We start from the raw sequence: 22,999 nt of genomic DNA, 5'->3' as shown, positions 1-22,999 counted from the left end.
AGTAATACTATTATGCTCCCGGAATATTCGCAGCCCCGGGCAGCAGGTCCGCGGAGGGCTCCGCGTAGCGGACACCGATCAGCGTGTCACCATCAAAATCCAGCGTGGTGACGGAAGTCAGGGTGCACTGGCGGTTACGGGGGTCATGCCACAGCTTGCGGCCCTCGGCGGCCAGGCGCGTCACCCAGATGGGCAGCTGATGGCTGACCAAAACGGCTTCGGCCTTGTCTCCGCCAAGCTCAAGAGCCTGCCTCCGGGCATCCTGCACCGCGGCCATGACACGCTCCACCTGCGCCGTGTAGGGCTCTCCCCAGGAAGGCTTCAGCGGGTTGTACATCAGCGGCCAGTACCGCGGGTTGCGCAGCCTGCTGGTAACCCCGGAGAGGCCCTCGAACCGGTTGGTCGCCTCCAGGATGCGTTCGTCGGTGGCGATCTCCAAACCCAGGGCGGCGGCGATCGGCGCAGCGGTCTCCTGCGCCCGGGTCAGCGGCGACGCGACCAGGTGCACCAGCTTCGCGCCGTCATTCTTGCGGTCTTCAAAGTGGCCGGCGACGCGGCGGGCCATTTCCTGTCCCAGTTCGGACAAATGGAACTCCGGGAGGCGCCCGTAGAGGACACCGTCCGGATTGAAGACTTCTCCATGGCGGACGAGGTGGATCGAGGCACGGGACATGTCTATAAGTTTCGCAGAGGAAGCGTCCGGAACTAAATCTCCGAAATACTTGAAGCTTGAACGAATCTGTGTCAGAGTAGATGCAAATGCATCGACATGCATCGGGGTTTGACCCCGACACCAACCAGCAACAGGAGAACAGCATGATCCCCAACGGACTTTCCACCGGCACCTGGACCCTCGACGGCTCGCACAGTGAGGTGGGATTCACCGTTCGTCACGCCGGAATCAGCAAGGTGCGCGGCAACTTCGACGACGTCGCCGCGGTCATGGAGGTCGGCCCGTCCATCAGCGATTCCACCATCAACGCCGTGATCAAGTCCGCGTCGTTCAACTCGAACGATGCCAACCGCGACGGCCACGTCAAGGGAGCGGACTTCTTTGATGTCGAGCAGTTCCCCGAGCTGACGTTCTCCGTCACCGGCGTTGAGGGTTCGGGCGAGACCTACAAGGTGTCCGGCGACCTCACCATCAAGGGAACCACTCTTCCGGTGGTCCTGGACACCGAGTTCAACGGCGTGGCCGTGGACCCCTTCGGCGCCACCCGCGCCGGATTCTCCGGCTCCACCGTCATCAGCCGCAAGGACTTCGGCCTGACCTGGAACGCAGCCCTGGAAACCGGCGGCGTGCTCGTGGGCGACAAGGTGACCATCAGCGTGGACGCCGAGTTCGTGGCGGCAGCCTAGCCCAAGGCCCGGGCACCCGCCCTCACCGACAGCTACACAAGGACACCCCGGCAGCGCGCCGGGGTGTCCTTCTGCATCTGGGGGAAGGCCTGCGGCGGAGGGTGCAGCCGCGATAGGCTGGGGGAAATCCAACCGCTGCACCGAAAAGACCCGGCGTCTGCCAGGGCAGCATCTGCACCAACGAGCAAGTAGGCGCACAATGAGCACACCCCCGAATTCCCCGGACCCCCGCGACCCGAACAAGCCCAGGGACCCCGGCGCTGCGGCCGACGACGAACCCAGGTACGGCCAGCGCCTGCCGAAGACTCCCCCGTACGGCCAGAATCCGGTTGGCCAGGACCAATCCGGCCAGCCGCAGTATGGTCAGCCCCAGTATGGCCAGTCCCAGCAGGGGCAGCCCTACACTCCGTATGGCCAGCAGGGCTCGGCACAGGCTCCCGGCCAGCAGCCCTCCTATGGACAGCCTCCGTACGGGCAGCAGCAGTACGGCCAGCAGCCGCAGAGCCCGTACGGCTACCAGTCGGCGCAGCCGTCCGGTTATGCCACTCCCGGGGCTGGACAGATGCCCGGAGGCAAGCCCGTTCCTCCCCGTGATGTGATGACGGGATTCTGGCTGATCCTCGCCGCGGGGCTCCTGACGCTGATCTACCTGACCAGCACATACCTCTCCCTCGCGGACTCCGTCAGCTTCACCATGCTTTCGGACAGTGACCGGCAGATGGTCGAAGACGCCGGCATGAACGAGGAAACGTTCAGAAGCGTCTTCGTGACCACCGGGGTCGTCCTGTCGCTGATCGTCCTGCTGGTCTACGTCCTCATTGCGTTCCTGGTCCGCAGGGGCAAGAACTGGGCGAGGATTCTGGGAACCGTTTTTGCGGCGCTGTCCGCCGTATCGGCACTGCTCTCCCTGCTGAGCGGCCTTGCGTTCTCCTCTCCCATGGAGCTGATCGGATTGCTCGGCTCGCTCGCCGGGATCGCCGGCATTGTGATGCTGTACCGCCCCCAGGCGAAGCCGTACTTCCAGCCGCGGCCACGTTTCGGCCCCTACTACTGACAGCCGCGGGGTCAGAGGCACAGCGCTGAACCTTCCCGCTTGAAGCGGGCAAAGGGTCGGTCCGGAGTCCGGACCGGCCCTTTTTGTTCCCGCGAAGCCCCTCAAACCACTGCAGCTGGTCACACCGCCGTTCCTGCGCTGTAGCGTTTGATGACCCCTCTGGACGGCAGCAGAGTCCGGCGGGGAGCGTATCCCTTTTCACGAAGGCGGCAGCCGACCATGAGTTCACTTCCCGCTTCCCCCAATCCCCAAAAACCCCGTGTCCTTGACCTCGGCAGAAAAGCCCGGGGTGTTCTCGGGGCCCGGGTTCCGGCCGCACACCGAAGGGCGGACCGACCGGCCCCGCCAACAGCCGGACCCCCCACAGCAACAGCATTACCGGCCGGTGAACTGGTGATCCCCAAACCGCCGGCGGCTGCTCCACCACCGGCGCTGCCGGCGCGCATTCCCTTCAGCGAGTGGAAGGGCCCCAGGCCGCGGGCGGTGAGCTTGGCTTTCGCGCTGATCGTGGTTGGCGGGATCATCAGCCTCAGCGGTGGAATCGCGACAAGCCGCAGCCCGGTAACGGAGCTGCCGCCAAACATCGCTGAGCTCGAGATGCTTGGGGTTGATGCCGGAGAATATGCCGCCGCGATGCAGGTGGTGACCCTGGCCGCAGCCCTGGTGGTTTTCGGAATCTATCTTTTGCTCGCGGTCCTGATCCGTGAAGGCAGGAACTGGGCCCGCATTGGTGGTTCCGTCCTCGCAGCAGCGGCACTCACCGAAGCGGTTGCCGCCGGCTCAGGAGTGCAGGTGGCTGCTTTGCTGGTGGCCGCCGCCGGCCTGGGAATGCTGTACCGCAGTGACTGCAGGAGGTACTTTCGGCCCCGGCGCAGCCAGTACTTGAGCGAGCCCTCAGGGTTCGTTACTCCGCCCCCACCCTAGGTTGCGAGCCGGGCCCGGGCCTTGGACGCAATGTTCGAGACCTGGGCCCGCTGCGCGTGGTAGGCAAGGATCTGCAGCTCGGTGGCCATATCCACCTTCCGCACCTGGACATCGTCCGGGACCTGCAGCACCACGGGTGCGAAGCTCAGGATACTGGTGATGCCCGACGCCACGAGACGGTCGCAGAGGTCCTGCGCCACCTCTGCGGGAACGGACAGGACAGCCATGTTTGCTCCCGTCCGCTCCAGTACGCTCTCCATGGCTTCAATGGAGCTGACCCGCAGCCAGCCGACTTCCTGGCCAATCACCAACTGGTCGGCGTCGAACAGCGCCACCACTTCGAAACCGCGGGATCCGAATCCGGGGTAACCGGCCAAGGCGCGGCCGAGGTTTCCGGCGCCGACAATCGCCACCCGCCAGTTGCGGGTCAGGCCCAGGGCTGCGGCGATCTGTTCGCTGAGATAGGAAACGTCGTACCCAACGCCCCGGGTGCCGTAGGAACCCAAATAGGACAGGTCCTTGCGGAGCTTGGGGGAATTAACTCCCGCCGCTTCCGCCAGTTCGTCCGAGGACACCCGGTCAATTCCCTCGCCCAGCATGCTGCTCAGGGCCCGCAGATAGATGGTCAGGCGGGCCAGGGATGCAGGAGGGATGTGCCGGACGGCCGCACCGGCCAGCCGGTCGGATTCCTCGGAGGTGCTCACATGTCCCTATCGGTTGTTGTGCCGCCCGGGCGGCTGCGGTTCCTGCCGGCTTGCCGCCGGTCCCTCCGGGCTGCCCGGTTTTCCCACTCTAAGCCCGCAGCGGGGCCGGACAAAGCCCCGGGAAGCTAGGCTCCCAGAAGCCGCCGGATCCGGGCCTCGTCCAGCTGCCAGAAATCGCGTTGGATCCCGTCGATCAGAAGCACTGGTATTTCTTCTCCAAAGCGGGAGGTAAGGTCCGCGTCCCCCTCGATGGACTGTTCACGCCAACCCACGCCGAGGTCGGCGCGGATCCGTTCGAGGACCGTCCGGGCCGCTTCACACAGGTGGCAGCCCGGGCGGGTCAGCAGGAGCAGGTCGGGGTGCGCATCTGATGAGGTCATACATCTAAAATAGCCGCCGGGTCCAGTTATGCCGTGCCTTGTCCGGGCACCAGTGCTCCGGCCGACTTTTTGCGTAGACTCAGGGGTATGCCCAGAACCACCGCAGTACGAGCCTCCGAGCCTCTGCCAGCGGTGGTCAAACCCGGCGAGGCTGCGTTCTTCGACGTCGACAATACCCTGATGCGGGGAGCAAGCCTTTTCCATGTGGGGCGCAAAATGTACCAGCGGCGGGTCTTCACGCTTCGGGAAGCTTTCGGCTTTGCCCGCAAACAGGTGCGCTTTATGCTGCAGGGCGAGAACCTCAAGGATGTTCATTCAGTGCGCGACGCCGCGCTGACGCTGGCCACCGGCCTGGCGGCGGCGGATATCCGGGTCCTGGGCGAAGAAGTCTACGACGAGATGATCGAATCCAAGATCTGGCCCGGCACCCGTGCCCTCACCGAACAGCACATGAAGTCCGGCCGGCCGGTCTGGCTGGTGACCGGCACCCCCGTGGAGGTGGCGTCAGTCATCGCGGACCGGCTGCACCTGACGGGCGCTTTGGGGACGGTCAGCGAAATCGATGACGGACTGTACACCGGGCGCCTGGTGGGGGAATTCCTGCACGGACCGGCGAAGGCCGAGGGCGTGAAGGTCCTGGCGAAGAAAGAGGGCCTGGATCTGGACCGCTGCTGGGCCTACAGCGACTCCTACAACGATGTGCCCCTGCTCAGCCTGGTGGGACATCCGGTGGCGATCAACCCGGATTCCCGGCTGCGCCGCCATGCCAGGGACCGCAACTGGCCCATCTACGATTTCCGGTCCGGACGGCGCGCGGCAACCCTGGGGTTGAAGGGTGCCACCATTGCCGGCGGGGCCTATGGGCTGTGGCGGGGCTTCTCCTGGGTCCGGTCCCGTTAATCGGGATCCCTGGCACCACTCAGCCCCGGCAGTACCGGCCCCTGCGGCCCGCAGGACAACCCGCTTTAAACGACAAACCCGCCGGTCCCCGAAGGGACGGCGGGTTTGCCCAGGAAAAATCCTGGTTACTTCTTGTTGCGACGCTGGTGGCGGGTCTTGCGAAGCAGCTTACGATGCTTCTTCTTTGCCATACGCTTGCGGCGCTTCTTGATAACTGAACCCACAGAGTCCTCACAAACTTGAAATAGTCAGACGCCGGCTCCAACGCTTCGGCACCGTTGGCACCCGCGCATTGACACCGGCAGATAGTTGCCACGATGTAAAACGTTCTTTAACAGGGTACCGCCTCGCCGCGGTATCCAGTGACAGCACTACGCAGTGTCTGAGCGCCCGTTAATGACGGCGTTTTTCAGTACCTGCTGGACCGCCGATTCCGGTACCCGGTAAGAACGGCCGAAACGGACAGCGGGCAGCTCGCCCGAGTGGACCAACCGGTACACGGTCATCTTGGACACGCGCATGACATCCGCAACTTCTGACACGGTCAGAAACCTCACGTCCGAGAAATTTCCCTCGTCTGCCATTTGCCTTGAGTCCTTTGCTGATGCGCAACATCCGGCTGCAGTGCAGCTTGGCCGGAGGACGCTGGGACTGCCACTGGGGACTGCTCTTGGGGACCGTCATGTGGAATAACTGTCCGGTCTTCCACTCTAGTATCCGAGGTCACGGTAGCGGAAGTTCACTGGCCATCTTCGCGCCGCCTGCGGGCAGCTTCGGCCAGTGCCGCCAGGACCTGGCCACTGGTTTCCCAGCCCATGCACGCATCGGTGATGCTCTGCCCGTAGACCAGGGACCCGGGATTGGCTTCATCCAGTTTTTGGGCACCGGCAACGAGGAAGCTCTCCAGCATCACTCCGGCCACGGCCGACGACGCCGCTCCGCCCTTCCCCAGCATGTCCGCCAGTTCCAGTGCCACCTCAGCCTGGCGCACGTGGCTTTTGCCGCTGTTCGCGTGGCTGGCGTCCACGACCAGGCGGGGGTTGAGGTTCCTGCCGCTGAGCGCATCGGTTGCGGCGGTGACGTCCGGCGCGGAGAAGTTTGGCCCCGCTGTTCCGCCGCGCAGGATGACGTGCGTGTCCGGGTTACCGGCGGTGCTGACCATGGAGGCCCGGCCGCCGCCGTCGATCCCCAGGAAAGTCTGCGGCGCCAGCGCTGCCTGGCATGCGTCCAAAGCGATGTCCAGTGACCCGTCGGTTCCGTTCTTGAAACCCACCGGCATGGACAGTCCGGAGACCAGCTGGCGGTGGATCTGGCTCTCGGTGGTCCGCGCGCCAATGGCGCCCCAGCTCACCAGGTCCGCCAGGTACTGCGGGCTGATGGGTTCCAGGAATTCAGTGCCGACCGGCAGGCCCAGTTCACCGGCGCCGAGGAGGAACCGGCGGGCTGCGCGCAGGCCCTCGGCGATGTCGTGGGATCCGTCCAGCCGGGGATCGTTGATCAGGCCCTTCCACCCAATGGTGGTGCGCGGCTTCTCGAAGTAGGCGCGCAGCACAATCAGGAGGTCCTGATTGTGCTCCCGGGCGGCAGCCGCCAGCTTTCGTGCGTACTCCAGGCCGGCTTCGGAATCGTGGATTGAACAGGGGCCGATAATCACCAGCAGCCGGTCATCGACGCCGTTCAGGACGGCCCGGATGTCCGCACGGGACCGCTCGATGTGCCGGGCCAGAGCGGGAGTGAGCGGCATGTCCTCCGCCAGCTGGACCGGCGCGGGCAGGGTGCGGAAAGCGCTGACCCGAAGATTGGAGGTGTTCGGTGCAGGGCTGGGAGCGCTGGGGCCAGCGCCCGTCCCGGTGAGTTCTCCGGAGATAACAGTCATGGTCTTTCCCGTTCGGCTGTGGTGCGGACCGGCGGGAAGACTCATCAAAGCCCGCCGGATATGGCGAAGGGCAGGGAATGATCCCCTGCCCCGGTGGCTCTGAAGGTTGGCGTCAGCGTATTACCGCGCGGGCTCCTCCAGAGCCAACGGAAAATACGCATACCAACGCTTTGTCATGCCTCCGACCGTAGACCCGGTCCGCCTCCGCTGGCAAATCCGGCGCGGTTAGATGACGCCCTGGGCGAGCATGGCGTCAGCCACCCGGACAAAGCCGTTGATGTTTGCGCCCACCACGTAGTTGCCGGGGGAACCGTATTCCTCGGCGGTCCGGGCGCAGTTGTCATGGATGTTGACCATGATTTCCGTCAGCCGGCGCTCGGTGTGTTCAAAGGACCAAGAATCCCGGCTGGCGTTCTGCTGCATTTCCAGCGCGGAGGTGGCAACACCGCCTGCGTTGGCTGCCTTTCCGGGGCCGAAGAGGACGCCGGCTTCCTGGAAGGCTTCAATGGCCTTGGGTGTGCAGGGCATGTTGGCGCCTTCGGCAACGGCCACAACCCCGGACTTAATCAGGGTGGCGGCGTCGGCGTCGTCGAGCTCATTTTGCGTGGCGCACGGAAGTGCCACCGTTGCTCCCGCGTCCCAGATGGAACCGCCGGGCACGTACGTGGCGGAGCTGCCGCGGCGCTTGGCGTAATCGGTCATGCGTCCGCGCTCGACTTCCTTGACCTCGCGCAGCAGGGACACGTCAATGCCTGTTTCATCCACCACGTAGCCCTGCGAGTCAGAGCATGCCACCACGTTGGCCCCGAGGGACTGGGCCTTGGCGATCGCGTTGATCGCCACATTGCCTGAACCGGAGACGATGACGCGCTGCCCGTCCAGGCTGAGGCCCCGGGTTTTGAGCATTTCTTCAACGAAGAGCACCACGCCGTAGCCGGTGGCCTCCGGACGGACCAGCGAGCCGCCCCAGCTCACGCCCTTGCCGGTCAGCACGCCGGACTCATAACGGTTGGTGATTCGCTTGTACTGGCCAAACAGGTAGCCGATCTCCCGGCCGCCCACGCCGATGTCACCGGCGGGGACATCGGTGTATTCGCCGATGTGGCGGTAAAGCTCGGTCATGAAGGACTGGCAGAAACGCATGACTTCGGCGTCGGACTTCCCGCGCGGATCGAAGTCGGAGCCGCCCTTGCCGCCGCCGATGGGCATGCCGGTCAGCGCGTTCTTGAAGATCTGCTCAAAGCCCAGGAATTTGACGATGCCCAGATACACCGAGGGATGGAACCGCAACCCACCCTTGAAGGGCCCCAGGGCGGAGTTGAACTCGACGCGGAAGCCGCGGTTAATCTGCACCTGCCCATGGTCATCCACCCAGGGCACCCGGAAAATGATCTGGCGTTCCGGCTCGCAGATGCGCTGCAGGATGGCGGCCTCGCCGAACTCCGGGTGCTTTCGGAGCACCGGCTCCAGGCTGTCGAAAACTTCGACCACCGCCTGATGGAATTCGGTTTCTCCCGGATTGCGGCGGAAAACGTCGTCGCGCACGCTGATGAGTGTTGGGTCCATGGTTGTGATTGCTCCTTCGAGTATTCCCCGCGTACTACGCTAGCGCCCGGCCGCCGGGCCTGCGATGTGTGACGGGGGAAGTCAGCCTAGGAACGCCGACGCCGGAACTTGGGAAGCTGTCCCAGCAAATCGACGGCCCGCTCAGCTGCCCGGCCGACGGTGCGGCCCAGATGCTGTGCCGCGGCCTGATCCGCGCCCGCCGGCTGGGCTTCAATGCTTCCGGGCTCCAGCCCGGCTGACGCTGCGGCCGCTGCTGACAGCTGGTCCGGCGCCGACGACGGACGGCCGGTGAACAGCTGGCGCCCGGTTCGGGCGCTCCCCGGCGTGTTCCCGGCAGAGTTACCAACAGCGGAGCCCGGTGCCGCGCCGGCTGCGCCCGCCGCGCCCGCAGGGCTGAGCGATGCAATGCGCACGCCGGGAGTCTTGGCCGCCTGCAGCGACGGAAGATCAAAGGCCTTGAGCCACAGCACGATCTCCTCGAGCGGGGCCGACTGCAGCGAGTAGTACCGCTTTTGTCCCTCGGCGCGCATGCTGACCAGGCCGGCTTCGCGGAGGACCTTCAGGTGCTTCGAGACGGTGGGCTGGCTGACTTCCAGCTCTTCCACGAGTGCGCCTACGGACTTATCCCCGCTGCGCAGCGCACCCAGCAACTCCCGGCGGGTGCCCTCCGCAATGACGGCAAAAACATCATCGATGACCATGACACTTACTTTATCCGTTTCGCGGACAAAGGCTGGTTCCCGTGCCGGGCGGTCCGGGCCGCCCGGCGGAACGCCGCCTAATCGAACCAGGGATCCAGTCCATGGAGCGGAAAGACTTCCTTGCGGGTGGCCATCACGGTGCGGTCAATTTCATCGTTGGGGTCATATCCGACTTCCCAGGATCTCCACCACAGCTCAACGCCGTCACCCATCATGGGCTGGGAATCCTCCCCGTAGCGTTCCTTGACGTACTCCCGCCACGAGTCGGGCACCGGAGTGTTGCACCGGACCCGCCCGTTGGCCGCCACCGACATGAGCAGGCTCCAGGAACGGGGAACCACTGAAACAACGTTGTAGCCGCCGCCGCCGGTCGCGATCCATCTGCCGCCGCACAGGTTGGCTGCCAGGTCAGCGATCGTCAGGGCCGCCTGCCGCTGCGTGTCGACGCTCAGCCGCAGGTTGGTCAGCGGGTCATCAAAATGGCTGTCGCAGCCGTGCTGGCTCACAATCACGTCCGGGGCAAAGGCCTCGGCGAGCTGCGGCACCACCGCGTGGAAGGCCCGCAGCCATCCGGCGTCGGACGTCCGGGCCGGCAGCGCCACGTTGACGGCGGTTCCCTCGGCTCCGGGGCCTCCTGTTTCGTTGGCGAATCCGGTGCCCGGGAAGAGCGTCAACCCGGTTTCATGCAGGGAAATCGTCATGACCCGGGGGTCGTTCCAGAAGATGCTCTGGGTCCCGTCGCCGTGGTGGGCGTCGACGTCGATGTATAGGACCTTGCCCGCACCGCCGGCCAGCAGCCGCGCGATGGCGGCCGCGGCGTCGTTATAAATGCAGAAGCCCGAGGCACGCTCAGCGGCCGCATGATGCATTCCGCCGCCAAAGTTCACGGCATGGACCACGTCACCGGACAGCACGGCATCAGCGGCAGCGAGTGATCCGCCGACCAGCCGCGCGCTGGCATCGTGCATCCCGGCAAAGGCCGGATTGTCTTCGGTGCCGAGGCCGAACTTCTCCTCGGATGACCGCGGGTCCTCGCTGACCCGCCGGACTCCGGCAATGTACTCGCTGCCGTGGACCATCCCGAGCTCCTGGTCGGTGGCGACAAACGGCTCCCCCAGGGAGACACCGGGCAGATCGAAAATCCCGAGATCCTTGGCCAGCCTGGCCGTGAGGTCCAGGCGCAGCGGACTCATGGGATGGCCGAGGCCAAAGTTGTACTCCAGCATGGACTCGTGCCAGATGATGCGGGTCGGCATGACCGGAAGACTGAGTCCGCGGTTGATCATGCTGAACAGGCTACGCGATCTGAGCAATACTAGGAGACTGACACCGCGGCACGCCCCCGGACCGCTGCGCGGACGCGCATCAGTGGTTTACTTCTGTGCAGAGCACCGCGCCCCACTTGGAACCAAGGAAACAAGCACGAATATGGCACCCATCCGGCAGCCCCGGCTGCAGCTGCGGCAGCTTCGACCCATGAATGCTTTCTCCGCGCTGCGCGACTTCGTCGATGCGCTGGCTGCCAGCTCGCCGGCCCGGCTCGCCCTGATCGTCTTCGCCCTGGTGATCCTGCTGTTCACTGCCCTGCTGTCATTGCCGGCATCGGCGGCCAGCGGACAGGTCACGCCTTTGTACGATGCCTTCTTCACCGCCGTCTCGGCCGTCTGCGTCACCGGGCTGACGGTGGTCTCCACGGCCACCCACTGGTCCGGGTTCGGCCAGGTCCTGATCCTGATTGCCATCCAGGTGGGCGGCTTGGGCATCCTGACCATGGCATCGCTGCTGGCCCTGGCCGTGAACCGGCGGCTGGGCGTGCGCGGAAAGCTGATTGCCCAGGAAGGCATGAACACCGGCCGTTTGGGTGAAGTCGGTTCGCTGCTGCGGATCGTGGTCACCACCACCGTGGCCATTGAGCTCATCCTGGCGCTGGTCATGGCCCCCCGGTTCATGATTCTGGGAGAGTCCCCCGGCCAGGCCCTCTGGCACGCAGTGTTCTATGCGGTCTCCGCGTTCAACAACGCCGGTTTCACCCCGCACTCCGACGGGCTGGTTCCGTATGACGAAGATCTGTGGATCCTGGTGCCGCTGATGGTGGGCGTTTTTGTCGGCAGCCTCGGCTTTCCGGTAATCATGGTCCTGCTGCAGAGCAAGCTCCACATCCGGCGCTGGAACCTGCACACCAAGCTGACCCTGTTGGTGACGAGCATCCTGCTGGTGGGCGGCAGTATTCTCTGGGGTGCCTTCGAATGGTTCAACACCCAGACCATCGGCGAGATGAATGTGGCCGACCGGATCCTGCACTCGGTGTTCGCTTCGGTCATGACCCGTTCCGGCGGGTTCAACCTCGTGGACATGTCGGACCTGGATTCCAGCACCCTGGTGATCACCGACATGCTTATGTTTGCCGGCGGCGGATCAGCCTCCACGGCCGGCGGCATCAAGGTCACCACCCTCGCCGTCATCTTCCTGGCCATCGTGGCCGAAGCACGCGGTGATTCGGACGTGCGGGCCTTTGGCCGGACCATAGCCTTCGGCGCCATGCGCGTTGCCATCTCCGTGGTGGTCCTGGGCGCCACCCTGGTGGCTGTAACCACCGTGGCGCTGCTGGCCATCACCGAAGAGACCCTGGAACCGGTGCTGTTCGAAGTGATTTCCGCCTTTGCCACGGTTGGGCTGAGTATAGGACTGAGTGAAGAGCTGCCGCCGGCAGGCAAATACCTCCTTGCGGCTCTGATGTTTGCCGGCCGCGTGGGTACCATCACCCTCGCGGCGGCTCTGGCCACACGACAGCGCAACACGCTTTACCACTACCCCGAGGAAAGGCCGATCATTGGCTGACAGACCAGCTCATAATGCTCCCGTCCTGGTGATCGGGCTGGGACGCTTTGGCTCCGCCACCGCCGAACAGCTGGTCAAGCAGGGCCGCGAGGTCCTGGCCATCGAGCGGGATCCGAACCTTGTCCAAAAGGCCTCGGGCATCCTGACCCACGTGGTGCAGGCCGACGCCACCAACATTGACGCCCTGAAGCAGCTGGGCGCGCAGGACTTCTCCTCCGCCGTCGTCGGTGTGGGAACCTCCATCGAATCCAGCGTGCTGATCACCGTGAACCTGGTGGATCTGGGAATTGAACACCTGTGGGTCAAGGCGATCACGTCCGCCCACGGCAAGATCCTGACCCGCATCGGCGCCAACCACGTGATTTACCCGGAGGCCGACGCCGGCCGGCGCGCGGCGCACCTGGTGGGCGGTCGGATGCTGGACTTCATTGAGTTCGACGACGACTTCGCCATCGTGAAAATGTACCCGCCGCGCGAGACCCAGGGCTTCACGCTGGGCGAATCCAACGTGCGGTCCAAGTACGGCGTAACCGTGGTGGGAGTGAAGTCCCCGGGCGAGGACTTCACCTATGCGCGGGCGGACACCAAGGTCTCGTCCAGGGACATGCTGATCGTTTCCGGGCACGTGGACCTGCTCGAGCGGTTCGCCGCCAGGCCGTAGCAGCGGCTTGCCGCGAGGCTGCGGCGATTGTGGCGGTTGCGGCGGTTGCCGAAGCCAAAGAGCGGTTCCGGGAGTTGCCGGAGCCAAAGGGCGGTTCCAGTAGCCAAACCGCTCCGTGTGCCGGTTTCCGCCATCCTCAATGCACCTATCGTGCAGATCCGGGGCTATCCCGCATTCCATAGTGCAGATAACGGGCCCAAACCGGGGATATTTTCCCTTTTGAGCCCCTCATCTGCACGAAGGATCAGGCGAAGGCCCCTTATCTGCACGAAGGATCCCGGCAGGACCCACGAAAGCCCGTTATCTGCACGAAAGATCCCGGCAGGACCCCCGAAACCCCGTTATCTGCACGAAGGATCTGGCGAAGGCCCCTTATCTGCACGAAGGATCCCGGCAGGACACCCGAAAGCCCGTTATCTGCACGAAAGATCCCGGCAGGACACCCGAAACCCCGTTATCTGCACGAAGGATCCGGCCGGCAGACCCAGCAAAACCCGAGGGGCTACTTCTGCGCCGCAGTAAGCTCCGCAGTGATCTCGGCAGCGCGTTCAGCCGCGGCACGGGCGCCACGGGCAACGATGTCCGGCAGCCCCTGCTCGTCGAAGCTGCGAATGGCGGCCTCGGTGGTGCCGTTGGGGCTGGTCACGGCACGCCGCAGCACTGCGGCATCAGCGCCGGGCTCGGCCAGCATGTAGCCGGCCCCGGCGACCGTGTCCCGGGCCAGCACCGCCGACAGCTCCGGATCCAGGCCAAGTTCCTCGCCAGCGCGGGCCATGGCTTCGGCCAGGTAGAAAGCGTAGGCCGGGCCGGAGCCGCTCACAGCCGACACGGCGTCGACCTGCTCCTCCGGAACCTGCACCACCCGTCCGGTGGCGGAGAACAGCTCGGCGGCCAGCGACATGGTTGCCTCGGTGGCGTTGGTCCCGGAGGAAATCGAAATCACGCCGCGGCCCAGGCGGGACGGGGTATTGGGCATGGAGCGGATGACGGGCTGGCCTTCGGGAAGCCCGGCTTCCAGCATCTCGAGCGAAACGGCGGCGGCTACGCTGATGACCACGGTTCCCGGATGCAGGACGGGGGCAATCTCCGAAAGCAGCGCCGCGACGCCGACGGGCTTGACGCCGAGAACGACGACGTCGGCACCGGCCGCAGCAGTGCGGTTGGCCTCCGGGTCCTCGTTGCCGGCCAGCACCGTAAGCCCGTCATAGCGCCCGCGCAGCTCTTCGGCCCGCTCAGGGCGCCGCACGGTGGCGCTCACCTGGGACACGGGCATTCCGCCGGCAAGGATGCCGCCGAGAATGGCTTCGTTCATTGAGCCGCAGCCCAAAAAGGTCAGATTCAGAGTTCCGGTATCCATGCCCCCGATTCTGTCACGGACGGCGCTACTCCGAGATTTGGCCCAGGTTCATGCGGGCGAAGTCCAGCGTCTGTTTCAGCTGGTCCTCCCGCTCGCCGGCTCCCTTGACCTTGCGGGTACTGACTTCGATGGCCACCACGCCCGCATACCCGGTCTCGGCCAGGTACTGCAGGGCTTCGGCGCAGCGCTGGGTCCCCTCGCCGGGCAGCATGTGCTCGTCGCGGCCGTTGGGTGTGCCGTCGGTCAGGTGGACGTGGTGCAGGCGGCTGCCGAGCTTGCGCAGTTCCTCGTAGGAATCCATCCCGGCAATGGCGGCGTGGGAGAAGTCCCAAGTGACGTGATCGTACGGCTCCGTCACCGGATTCCAGTGTGGAAGGTAGGCTTTGGCTTCGCGCCCGCGGACCCGCCAGGGGTACATGTTTTCGACGGCGATGGTCACGCCGTACTGTTCGGAAATGTGGCGCACTCCCTCGGCAAAGTTCTCGGCGTAGCCGGACTGCCAGCGGAACGGTGGATGGGCCACCACCGTGGTGGCGCCCACCTCGGCGGCCATGGCGGCGGACAGCTCAATCTTGGTCCATGCCTTGCCCCACACCTGCTGGGTCAGCAGGAGGGTGGGCGCGTGGATGGCCATGATCGGCTGGCCGTAACGCTCGCTCAGCGCGTTCAGGGTCTGCGGGTTCTGGCTGTCGTTGCTGCCCGTGACCATGACCTCGACGCCGTCATAACCCAGGTCGTGGGCGACGGCGAAGGTGTCGTGCACGCTTAGCGGATAGACGGAGGCGCTGGACAGGGCCACCGGAATAAACGGCGTGCTGTTGTCCTCGGCCTTGGAGATCTTGGATGAAATCGTCATTCAGCTGGACTTTCCGTAGAAGGTGCTGGGAACGGTTGCCCGTGCAGGTTCAGGCGCGCTTGCCGGCGCAGGAGCCGACGTCGGAACGGCCGGCGCAGGGGCCGACGGCGGGACGTCCGGAACCGGGGCGGCCGGACGCGGGCTCTCCGGAAGCGGACCGTCGGATTCGAAGCGCAGGGTATCGAAACGCTGCAGCAGCAAACCCTCGCGCAGCGCCCAGGGACAGATCTCGAGCACCGGAAGATCGAAGGCTTCCATGGCCGCATGCGCCGTCATTGCTCCGGCGAGCACCTGCGCCGCACGGATCGGCGAAACCCCGCCGAGGTTGCCGCGGTCATCGATGGACATGGTTTCCAGCCGCTTGGTCCACAGTCCGAGGTCGGTGCGCAGCAGCTGCCGGCGGACGTACGGGCCCGCAGCCGAGGGCGCGGCGCCGGCGATGCGGGCCAGTGACCGGAAGGTCTTGGACGTGCCAACGGCGAGGTCCGGCCGTCCGTACTCCGCAAATTCGCCGGCGGCTTCCTGGACGCAGCCGCGGATGTACTTGCGCAGTTTCTTGATGCTCTTGGCCGTGGGCGGGTCTCCGGTGAGCCAGTCGCGGGTGAGCCGTCCGGCTCCCAGGGGCAGGGACAGTGCGGTTTCCGGCAGTTCGTCGGGGCCCTGCGCCATTTCAAAGGATCCCCCGCCGATGTCCAGGTCCAGCAGGGTTCCGGCGCCCCAGCCGTACCAGCGGCGCACCGCGAGGAAGGTCAGTGACGCCTCATCGGTTCCGCTGAGTTCCTTCAGCCGGACAGTGGTTTCATTCTCCACCCGGGCCAGCACGGTCTCGCCGTTGGCGGCTTCCCGGATGGCCGAGGTGCAGAAGGCCAGCAGGTCCTGGGCTCGGTGCCGGCGGGCAAATTCCCCGGCCTCGGCAACAAAATTGATCAGCTCGCGCTGGCCCGCCTCGGTGATGGCGCCGTCGTCGTCCATGTACGCGATCAGTGACAGCGGCCGCTTGTGGGACGCAAACGGCACCGGCCGGGCACCCGGATGGGCGTCCACCAGCAGGAGGTGGACGGTGTTGGATCCGATGTCGAGGACGCCTAAACGCATGACACCATTATCCCGCGCCGGAACGCAGCTCCCGTACAGGGCAGCTCCGTCCCGGCGGTAACGGGATTGGCCGGGGCCAGTCGGCGCCCTACTTCTTCGCCGGTGTGCGCTTGCGCGCCGCAGGCTTGCGGGCCGCAGGCTTCTTGGCCGGACCCTTCTCGCGCTTCTCCGCCAGCAGCTCAATGGCCTGCTCGCGGGTGAGCTCCTCGATGGCCGTGGACCGGGGCACCGTGATGTTGGTGATGCCGTCGGTGATGTACGGACCGAACCGGCCGTCCTTGACCACAATGGGCTTCTCGGAGACCGGGTCGGTGCCGAACTCGGCCAGCGGAGCCGCTGCCTGCCGGCCGCCGCGCTGCTTGGGCTGGGAGTAGATTTCCAGCGCCTGTTCCAGCGTGATGGTAAAGATTTCCTCTTCCGAACCGATGGACCGCGAGTCCGTTCCCTTTTTCAGGTACGGGCCGAAGCGGCCGTTCTGCACGGTGATCTCGTTGCCCTCGGCGTCGGTGCCCAGGACGCGCGGGAGCTTCATCAGCTTCAGCGCTTCCTCGAGCGTGACAGTCTCCACGCTCATCGACTTGAACAGCGATCCGGTGCGCGGCTTGGCCTTGACCGGCTTTTTCGGCGGCTTGGGCTTGCCGTTCTTGTAGTACTCCACCGGCTGGTTGGCCAGTTCCTCGGCGGTGACCTCGGGGATCAGCTCGATTACGTACGGACCGTAGCGGCCGTTGCGGGCCACGATGGTGCGTCCGGTTTCCGGGTCCTCGCCGAGCACGCGTTCTTCCGGTCCGGCCGTTTCCATCAGCTCGATCGCCTTTTCGGCGGTCAGCTCATCGGGGGCCAGGTCCTCGGGGACGTTGGCGCGCTCGGGCTCGGTGCCTTCGGGTGCGTCAGCGGGCAGCGGGCGCTCCAGGTACGGCCCGAACTTGCCCACGCGCAGGGTAATGCCCGGGGCGATCTCGATCGAGTTGATCGCCTTGGCATCAATTTCGCCGAGGTCGTTCACGATCGTGTGCAGCCCGGTGTCCACGCGGTCGCCGTAATAGAACTGGTTCAGCCATTCCACGCGGCCGGCTTCGCCGCGGGCAATGCGGTCCAGGTCCTCTTCGAGTTCAGCCGTGAAGTCATAGTCCACGTAGTTGGTGAAGTGCTCTTCGAGCAGCCGCACCACGGAGAACGCGATCCAGCTCGGCACCAGGGCCTGGCCGCGGTTGGTGACGTAGCCGCGGTCCATGATGGTGGAGATGGTGGCGGCATAGGTGGACGGACGGCCGATGCCGAGCTCTTCCAAGACCTTCACCAGCGAGGCTTCGGTGTAGCGCGGCGGCGGGGAGGTCTCGTGTCCGACGGCGTTCAGCTCGGCGGCGGTCAGCGCATCGTCGGCCTTCAGCACGGGCAGGCGGGCGCCCTCGGTGCCTTCGGCGTCGTCGTCGCGTGCCGCGTCGCGGCCCTCTTCGTAGGCGGCCATGAAGCCGCGGAACGTGATGACCGTACCCGAGGCCGAGAACTCGGCGTCGCGGCCGTCGGAGGCCACCGCGCCCAGGCGGACTGACGCCGTCGAGCCCTTTGCATCGGCCATCTGAGAAGCGACGGTGCGCTTCCAGATCAGTTCGTAGAGCTTGAATTCGTCGCCGCGCAGGGAGGAAGCAACCTGTGCCGGGGTGCGGAAGGAGTCACCGGCGGGGCGGATGGCCTCGTGGGCTTCCTGCGCGTTTTTGGACTTGCCCTTGTAGACGCGGCGCGCCTCGGGCACATATTCCGGTCCGTACAGTTCCGAGGCCTGCCGGCGGGCGGCGTTGATGGCCTGGTCCGACAGCGCCGGGGAATCCGTACGCATATAGGTGATGTAGCCGTTTTCATACAGCCGCTGCGCCACCTGCATGGTCACCTTCGAGGAGTAGCGCAGCTTGCGGCCGGCCTCCTGCTGAAGGGTGGACGTGGTGAACGGCGCGGCGGGACGGCGGGTGTACGGCTTGGTGTCCACGGAGCGGACGGAGAACGACGCCGATTCCAGGTTCGCGGCCAGCGAGGTGGCTGCCGCTTCATCCAGGTGGGCCACGGACTTGGCCTTGAGCTGGCCCAGGTCGCTGAAGTCCTTGCCGGTGGCGACGCGGGCGCCGTCCACGGAGACCAGCTTGGCCTTGAAGGTTTCGGCAGCACCGGTGGCGAAGGTACCCAGCAGGTCCCAGTAGGAGGCGGGGCGGAACGCCATGCGTTCACGCTCGCGCTCCACCACCAGGCGGGTGGCGACGGACTGGACGCGGCCGGCGGACAGGCCGCGGGCAACCTTGCGCCACAGCACCGGGGAGATCTCGTAGCCGTAGAGGCGGTCCAGGATGCGGCGGGTTTCCTGCGCATCCACCATGGCGACGTCGACGTCGCGCATTTCCAGCAGGGCGCGCTGGATGGCTTCCTTGGTGATTTCGGGGAAGGTCAGGCGGTGGACCGGGACCTTGGGCTTGAGCACCTGGAGCAGGTGCCAGGCAATGGCTTCACCTTCACGGTCACCGTCAGTTGCGAGGTAGAGTTCGTCGGCGTCCTTGAGGGCGGCCTTGAGTTCGGCAACCTTCTTCTTCTTGTCCGAGGAGACCACGTAGTACGGCTCGAAGTCGTTGTCGAGATCCACGGCGAACTTGCCGACGGCAGTCTTCTTCAGCTCGGCCGGCAGATCCGACGGCTGCGGAAGATCGCGGATATGACCCATGGAGGCCGTCACCTCGAAGCCCTCGCCCAAATAGCCGGCAATGGTCTTGCCCTTGGCGGGAGACTCGACAATGACTAACTTCTTGCCGGTCTTCTTGTCGCTCGCCTTAACTGGCACTGTTCTCCTACGTAACGAAGGTGGTTCAAAGGGTAAGGGGCCGCGCCATAGGCTCTGGTGCCTGGCCCGGTTCATCCTCAGACAGTATGCGGGATGCCCCAGCACTAGGGTAACTGCTGCGAATGGGAGTTGCTGACCCGCCTCCCAAAACAGTGGAGGCTTCCGTGCGGCCCTTAGCGGGACGCGGGGATCAGGAATCCGTCCAGCACCAGGTTCCGGACCTCGGCTTCCAGTGAGCTGGAAAACTCCGGATCTGTGCGCCCCAGCAGGGCCGCCAGGGCGCCGATGATCTGCCCCACTGACAGTTCGCCGTCGCTGGCGGAAACAAAGCCGGTCAGCTCCGTGCTCATCAGGTTGGTGCGGCGAAGGCCGGCCCCCTGGCGCAGCAGGATCACGCCCGGATGCTCCGCTCCCGGCCGCGCGTGGCGTTCCTCAGTGACGTCGTCGGCCACCTCCAGGAATTCGTTCTGGAGCGAGGGATGCGCCGCCAGCCAGTCAAAGCGCCCGACGGCGGCGCCCAGGTGCGGTCCCACGGGCTGTTCCAGCGCGTGCGTGATCTCCTCGAAGCGGCGCAGCGGTGCGGCGTCAGGGGTGGCCCGGCGCCGCAGGAACAGGGAGCCGAAGCCGACGGCAGTCACCGCGCGGGAGGCGAAATCGGCCAGGTATGCGGCATAGGAGGACAGATACTCGGCCCGGTCCCGGTTTTCGGCGGCATCCCGCAGCCACATTTCCGCGTACTCGGCAGGTTCCAGAACTTCACGCTGGATGACCCAGGCATCGGTTTCCGGCGGCAGCCATGACTCGATGCGCGAAGACCACCGCGGTGATCCCCCACCCTCGGTTTCGGTCTCTGCGCCCTTGACGTCCAACTCCACAGTGTCGGCAACATCACTACCCTGGATCTCCCAGTTACCGAGCATCTGAGCCGTTCCGCCCGGAACCAGCACCCGGTGCAGGGACCGCACGAGGGTGGCAACAATCTCATCCCCGGCCATCCCGCCGTCGCGGTAGGTAAAGCGGCCTTCGGGATCCTCTCCCGCGTTGCGCGGAGTAATGACAAACGGCGGGTTGGACACCACCAGATCGAACTTTTCTCCGGCCACAGGCTCCAGCAGGCTGCCTCTGCGCAGCGACACCCGGTCCTGCAGCTGCTGCGGATCCAGATCCAGCGCCGGAGCATTAAGCAGCAGGTTGAAGCGGGTGAAGGCGAGCGCACGCTCGGAAATGTCCGTGGCCGTGACGTGCCGGGCATGCCGAAGCAGGTGGAACGCCTGGATTCCGCAGCCGGTCCCCAGATCCAGGGCGCGGTCCACGTTCCGGCGGACGGTCAGCTGGGCCAGGCTCAGCGATGCCTGCCCAATCCCCAGCACATGGTCGTGGCGCAGCACGCCCGGACGCTGATGGGCGCCGAGGTCGCTGGCCACCCAGAGGTTGCCGGTTTCAGGTTCGACGGCTTCAGGTTCTGCCGTTTCAGCGTCTGCCGTTTCAGGTTCGGCAATCCCGTAGGGCCGCAGGTCAACCGACGCACGGAAGCTCGCTGCCGCCGCACCCTGTCCGGTTTCCCCTGCCGGTGCCGCTGCTGCCGGTTCCAGCAGTCCGAGCGCCAGCAGTCCCTCGGTCCGGGTCCGGGGAAAGGCTGCGTCCAGCAGATCGCGGCCCAGATCCTCGCCCACGAGCCACAGCAGGATCATGACGCTGACCGTGGCCGGGTTCTCCTGCTGCGCCTCGCCGCGGCAGCGCAGGAGCGCCGGGACCAGCTGGTCGCGGCCCAGTGCGGCTGCGGCGGACTCCCCCAGGAAGTCGGCTACGCCGTCCACCGTGTAGCGGGCGTCGGAAAGATCCGAGGCGAGGGCCTCGAGCAGCGGAAGGTCGGAACTCTGGGGTGCATCGGGAACACCGGCGAAATCAGTCACCGCTCCAGTTTATGGCTGGCGGTGGCGGCGTCCGTTCCGGTGCCGCCCGTGCCGTCCGGCGCACCCCGCTCCTAGGCTGTTTCCGCGCTCATCGGCCGGGCCGTCCGCCGGGCCTCCTGCCCGGCCCCCGAACCGGCGTTCCGTCCCGCGGCGTGAAGGGCCCCCAGATACCCAAACACCACGGCCGGAGCAATGGTGGCGCCGGCACCGGGGTAGGTCCGGCCCATCACCGAAGCCGTGGTGTTGCCGGCGGCGTACAGGCCCTCCATCACCGATCCGTCCTCGCGCAGCACCCGGGCCTCCGCGTCCGTCACCAGCCCGCCCTTGGTGCCCAGGTCCCCGGGATACAGCCGCACCGCAGTAAACGGCCCCTTCTCGAGGGCGCCGAGGTTGGGGTTCGGTTTCACGCCCGGATCGCCGTAGTAGTTGTCATAGGCGGTGTTGCCGCGGCCGAAGTCCGTGTCCACGCCGGTGCGGGCAAAGCCGTTGAACCGCTGCACAGTGGCGACCAGGCCGGCCGCGGGAACACCCATCTTTTCGGCCAGTTCGGCCACGGTGCCGGCCTGCAGCAGCAGTCCTTCGGCAGCCCATTTCTTTCGCCCCACCATGATGGCCGAGAACAGGTAGCGGCGACGGTGCCGTGCCTCCATGACCAGCCAGGACGGGTTGGCCGGTACCGTTTTGTCGCGCTCGAGCATGTGGTGCCCAAAGTCCACGTAGGACTCGGACTCGTTCAGATACCGCTCGCCGGAGGAATCGACCACCAGCGAGTGGGGCATGGAGCGTTCGGCCAGCGAGAAGGCCACGCCGCCGCCGGGCGCCACCGTGGACGGCCCCCACCACGCGTCGTCCATCAGAGCCAGGGCTCCCCCGCGCTGAGCCACCAGATCAATGACGTCCCCCTGGTCTCCTTCCGGGGCCGAGGAGTATTCCTGGTCCAGCCCGTGATACTTCTTGCGCCACTTCGCATTCCGGGCAAACCCGCCGGCCCCCAGCACCACGCCTTTGCGGGTCCGGATCCGCACCCTGCGCCCGCGGTGGACGACGACGGCGCCCACCACCGCGCCGTCGTCGTCCTGGATCAGGTCCACCAGTGGGGAGGACAGCCACACCGGTGTCTGCTGCTGGCGCACAATGTGCATCAGCGAGGAGGAGAGGGCGCCTCCCAGCCCGTACAGCCGCTTGCCCCGGGCGAAGCCGCCGAGGGTGCGGAAGACAAAGCGGGCCCCGCGGATGAAGCCGCTCGGGGTGGACCAGGCGCGGGACAATTCCCAGACGTCATCGGTTGCCAGGGGCACGGGGATCCCCGACTTTGCGGCGCGGGAGGACTTGAACCAGGTGCCCAGTTCCTTGGTGTCGAAGGCTTTGACCTCCAGCGACCGGCCGATCATGCCGCCGGGCTTGTCCGGGTAGTAGTCGGGGTAGTCCTTGGACCGCATCCACTGTACGCCCAGTGAGCCCAGCAGTGTCACGACCTCGGGGATGGCGTTCAGGAAGGCGAGCTTGCGTTCGCGGGAGGATACGGGGCCGACGTCGGCAATCACCGTTTCCATGTAGGTCAGGGCCTTTTCGGTGCTGTCCGGCACCCCGGCCTTGGCCATGAGGGGATTGTTGGGCATCCACAGCCCGCCGCCGGAGACGGAGGTGGTGCCTCCCCAGACATCGGTGCTTTCCACCAGGAGGACGTCCTGCTCCTGCCCGGCCGCCGTAATGGCAGCGGTCAGGGCTGCGGCGCCGGTGCCGACCACCAGGACGTCAACGATGCGGTCCCAGTGATCGATGACGTCCGGCGCTACTTGGGCGCCTGGTGCGCCGGCTGTTGTGCCGGCTGAAGTTTCATCCGCCGCGGGTTTGTCTGTGGCGGTGCTGTTGCTTGCGGTGCTGTCCGCTGCTGTCCTGGTATCGGTGGTGTCTGCGTACTCCTGCGTCATGGTCTGCCCCCTGCGCTCCTGCCCCGGACGTCGGTGTCCGGTGCTGTGACGCATGCTACAGGG

At 65.9% G+C, this 22,999-nt stretch carries 21 protein-coding genes; 6 read left to right on the top strand and 15 right to left on the bottom strand.

All coding sequences use genetic code 11. The annotated features are described in order from the left end of the window. Positions 1-10: 10 nt before the first annotated feature. The gene (locus AAE021_RS00280) at positions 11-673 is read right to left on the bottom strand and encodes a histidine phosphatase family protein (RefSeq protein WP_342023714.1); all 663 of its coding nucleotides are present in this window, start codon (positions 671-673) and stop codon (positions 11-13) included. Between the two features lie 143 nt (positions 674-816). On the opposite strand from AAE021_RS00280, the gene AAE021_RS00275 reads away from it, so the two are divergent. The 3 genes from AAE021_RS00275 (at position 817) to AAE021_RS00265 (ending at position 3,337) form a co-directional block, all read left to right on the top strand. Beyond that, the gene (locus tag AAE021_RS00275) at positions 817-1,359 is read left to right on the top strand and encodes a YceI family protein (protein ID WP_342023713.1); all 543 of its coding nucleotides are present in this window, start codon (positions 817-819) and stop codon (positions 1,357-1,359) included. A 199-nt stretch (positions 1,360-1,558) separates the two neighbouring features. Next, positions 1,559-2,413, top strand: coding sequence for a hypothetical protein (locus AAE021_RS00270; protein ID WP_342023712.1), 855 nt, complete (start codon positions 1,559-1,561; stop codon positions 2,411-2,413). A gap of 483 nt (positions 2,414-2,896) precedes the next feature. Then, positions 2,897-3,337: a hypothetical protein gene (locus tag AAE021_RS00265; protein WP_342023711.1), complete on the top strand. Its 441-nt coding sequence runs from the start codon at positions 2,897-2,899 to the stop codon at positions 3,335-3,337. Here AAE021_RS00265 and AAE021_RS00260 read toward each other — a convergent pair. Further along, positions 3,334-4,041, bottom strand: coding sequence for a redox-sensing transcriptional repressor Rex (locus tag AAE021_RS00260; RefSeq protein WP_342023710.1), 708 nt, complete (start codon positions 4,039-4,041; stop codon positions 3,334-3,336). The two genes, AAE021_RS00265 and AAE021_RS00260, sit on opposite strands and share 4 nt — an antisense overlap. 125 nt (positions 4,042-4,166) lie before the next feature. Further along, positions 4,167-4,421, bottom strand: a complete 255-nt coding sequence (locus AAE021_RS00255; protein ID WP_342023709.1) for a glutaredoxin family protein — start codon at positions 4,419-4,421, stop codon at positions 4,167-4,169. Between the two features lie 87 nt (positions 4,422-4,508). Here AAE021_RS00255 and AAE021_RS00250 point away from each other — a divergent pair, with 87 nt between their 5' ends. Next, positions 4,509-5,321: an HAD-IB family hydrolase gene (locus AAE021_RS00250; RefSeq protein ID WP_342023708.1), complete on the top strand. Its 813-nt coding sequence runs from the start codon at positions 4,509-4,511 to the stop codon at positions 5,319-5,321. Positions 5,322-5,446: 125 nt separating this feature from the next. Here AAE021_RS00250 and AAE021_RS00245 read toward each other — a convergent pair whose 3' ends face one another. From AAE021_RS00245 to AAE021_RS00220, 6 genes are all read right to left on the bottom strand, one after another. After that, the gene (locus AAE021_RS00245; protein ID WP_003792170.1) at positions 5,447-5,545 is read right to left on the bottom strand and encodes a 30S ribosomal protein bS22; all 99 of its coding nucleotides are present in this window, start codon (positions 5,543-5,545) and stop codon (positions 5,447-5,449) included. A gap of 147 nt (positions 5,546-5,692) precedes the next feature. Then, complete coding sequence (locus AAE021_RS00240; RefSeq protein ID WP_342023707.1) at positions 5,693-5,905, bottom strand: helix-turn-helix domain-containing protein; 213 nt, start codon at positions 5,903-5,905, stop codon at positions 5,693-5,695. 155 nt (positions 5,906-6,060) lie between these two features. After that, the gene (locus tag AAE021_RS00235; RefSeq protein WP_342023706.1) at positions 6,061-7,197 is read right to left on the bottom strand and encodes a 3-deoxy-7-phosphoheptulonate synthase; all 1,137 of its coding nucleotides are present in this window, start codon (positions 7,195-7,197) and stop codon (positions 6,061-6,063) included. 225 nt (positions 7,198-7,422) lie between these two features. Continuing rightward, positions 7,423-8,763 (bottom strand): NADP-specific glutamate dehydrogenase, encoded by a 1,341-nt coding sequence (gene gdhA, locus AAE021_RS00230; RefSeq protein ID WP_342023705.1) that lies wholly within the window; start codon positions 8,761-8,763, stop codon positions 7,423-7,425. A gap of 86 nt (positions 8,764-8,849) precedes the next feature. Continuing rightward, positions 8,850-9,464 carry a metalloregulator ArsR/SmtB family transcription factor gene (locus AAE021_RS00225; protein ID WP_342023704.1) on the bottom strand — a complete coding sequence of 205 codons (615 nt, stop codon included), beginning with the start codon at positions 9,462-9,464 and terminating at the stop codon, positions 8,850-8,852. 77 nt (positions 9,465-9,541) lie between these two features. Beyond that, positions 9,542-10,750, bottom strand: coding sequence for an acetoin utilization protein AcuC (locus AAE021_RS00220; RefSeq protein WP_425362425.1), 1,209 nt, complete (start codon positions 10,748-10,750; stop codon positions 9,542-9,544). Positions 10,751-10,892: 142 nt separating this feature from the next. Here AAE021_RS00220 and AAE021_RS00215 point away from each other — a divergent pair, with 142 nt between their 5' ends. Together AAE021_RS00215 and AAE021_RS00210 are read left to right on the top strand one after the other, a co-directional pair. Continuing rightward, the gene (locus tag AAE021_RS00215; protein ID WP_342023703.1) at positions 10,893-12,302 is read left to right on the top strand and encodes a TrkH family potassium uptake protein; all 1,410 of its coding nucleotides are present in this window, start codon (positions 10,893-10,895) and stop codon (positions 12,300-12,302) included. After that, positions 12,295-12,963, top strand: coding sequence for a TrkA family potassium uptake protein (locus AAE021_RS00210; RefSeq protein ID WP_342023702.1), 669 nt, complete (start codon positions 12,295-12,297; stop codon positions 12,961-12,963). The genes AAE021_RS00215 and AAE021_RS00210 overlap by 8 nt, the downstream gene beginning before the upstream one ends. 502 nt (positions 12,964-13,465) lie before the next feature. Here the strand turns inward: AAE021_RS00210 and proC are convergent. The 6 genes from proC to AAE021_RS00180 form a co-directional block, all read right to left on the bottom strand. Further along, positions 13,466-14,320, bottom strand: a complete 855-nt coding sequence (gene proC / locus AAE021_RS00205) for a pyrroline-5-carboxylate reductase (protein WP_342023701.1) — start codon at positions 14,318-14,320, stop codon at positions 13,466-13,468. Positions 14,321-14,345: 25 nt separating this feature from the next. Further along, a complete protein-coding gene (locus tag AAE021_RS00200) occupies positions 14,346-15,176 on the bottom strand; it encodes a sugar phosphate isomerase/epimerase family protein (RefSeq protein WP_342023699.1) in 831 nt (276 codons plus the stop codon). After that, positions 15,177-16,271, bottom strand: coding sequence for a Ppx/GppA family phosphatase (locus AAE021_RS00195; RefSeq protein WP_342023698.1), 1,095 nt, complete (start codon positions 16,269-16,271; stop codon positions 15,177-15,179). A gap of 88 nt (positions 16,272-16,359) precedes the next feature. After that, complete coding sequence (topA, locus tag AAE021_RS00190; RefSeq protein WP_342023697.1) at positions 16,360-19,092, bottom strand: type I DNA topoisomerase; 2,733 nt, start codon at positions 19,090-19,092, stop codon at positions 16,360-16,362. A 173-nt stretch (positions 19,093-19,265) separates the two neighbouring features. Further along, positions 19,266-21,005 (bottom strand): DUF7059 domain-containing protein, encoded by a 1,740-nt coding sequence (locus tag AAE021_RS00185; protein ID WP_342023696.1) that lies wholly within the window; start codon positions 21,003-21,005, stop codon positions 19,266-19,268. A 71-nt stretch (positions 21,006-21,076) separates the two neighbouring features. Next, positions 21,077-22,936, bottom strand: coding sequence for an FAD-binding protein (locus AAE021_RS00180; RefSeq protein WP_342023695.1), 1,860 nt, complete (start codon positions 22,934-22,936; stop codon positions 21,077-21,079). Positions 22,937-22,999 lie beyond the last annotated feature (63 nt).

This window comes from Arthrobacter citreus (assembly GCF_038405225.1).
Lineage (GTDB): Bacteria > Actinomycetota > Actinomycetes > Actinomycetales > Micrococcaceae > Arthrobacter_B > Arthrobacter_B citreus_A.
The sequence above is the reverse complement of the archived record's forward strand: the minus strand, read 5'-3'. Positions and strand labels throughout refer to the sequence as shown.

What these genes read in the sequence shown, in the direction of transcription:
- AAE021_RS00280 (WP_342023714.1), bottom strand. Translation starts at nt 673, where the DNA reads ATGTCCCGTGCCTCGATCCACCTCGTCCGCCATGGAGAAGTCTTCAAT.
- AAE021_RS00275 (WP_342023713.1), top strand. Translation starts at nt 817, where the DNA reads ATGATCCCCAACGGACTTTCCACCGGCACCTGGACCCTCGACGGCTCG.
- AAE021_RS00270 (WP_342023712.1), top strand. Translation starts at nt 1,559, where the DNA reads ATGAGCACACCCCCGAATTCCCCGGACCCCCGCGACCCGAACAAGCCC.
- AAE021_RS00255 (WP_342023709.1), bottom strand. Translation starts at nt 4,421, where the DNA reads ATGACCTCATCAGATGCGCACCCCGACCTGCTCCTGCTGACCCGCCCG.
- AAE021_RS00250 (WP_342023708.1), top strand. Translation starts at nt 4,509, where the DNA reads ATGCCCAGAACCACCGCAGTACGAGCCTCCGAGCCTCTGCCAGCGGTG.
- AAE021_RS00240 (WP_342023707.1), bottom strand. Translation starts at nt 5,905, where the DNA reads ATGGCAGACGAGGGAAATTTCTCGGACGTGAGGTTTCTGACCGTGTCA.
- AAE021_RS00235 (WP_342023706.1), bottom strand. Translation starts at nt 7,197, where the DNA reads ATGACTGTTATCTCCGGAGAACTCACCGGGACGGGCGCTGGCCCCAGC.
- gdhA (WP_342023705.1), bottom strand. Translation starts at nt 8,763, where the DNA reads ATGGACCCAACACTCATCAGCGTGCGCGACGACGTTTTCCGCCGCAAT.
- AAE021_RS00225 (WP_342023704.1), bottom strand. Translation starts at nt 9,464, where the DNA reads ATGGTCATCGATGATGTTTTTGCCGTCATTGCGGAGGGCACCCGCCGG.
- AAE021_RS00220 (WP_425362425.1), bottom strand. Translation starts at nt 10,750, where the DNA reads ATGATCAACCGCGGACTCAGTCTTCCGGTCATGCCGACCCGCATCATC.
- AAE021_RS00215 (WP_342023703.1), top strand. Translation starts at nt 10,893, where the DNA reads ATGGCACCCATCCGGCAGCCCCGGCTGCAGCTGCGGCAGCTTCGACCC.
- proC (WP_342023701.1), bottom strand. Translation starts at nt 14,320, where the DNA reads ATGGATACCGGAACTCTGAATCTGACCTTTTTGGGCTGCGGCTCAATG.
- AAE021_RS00200 (WP_342023699.1), bottom strand. Translation starts at nt 15,176, where the DNA reads ATGACGATTTCATCCAAGATCTCCAAGGCCGAGGACAACAGCACGCCG.
- AAE021_RS00195 (WP_342023698.1), bottom strand. Translation starts at nt 16,271, where the DNA reads ATGCGTTTAGGCGTCCTCGACATCGGATCCAACACCGTCCACCTCCTG.
- AAE021_RS00180 (WP_342023695.1), bottom strand. Translation starts at nt 22,936, where the DNA reads ATGACGCAGGAGTACGCAGACACCACCGATACCAGGACAGCAGCGGAC.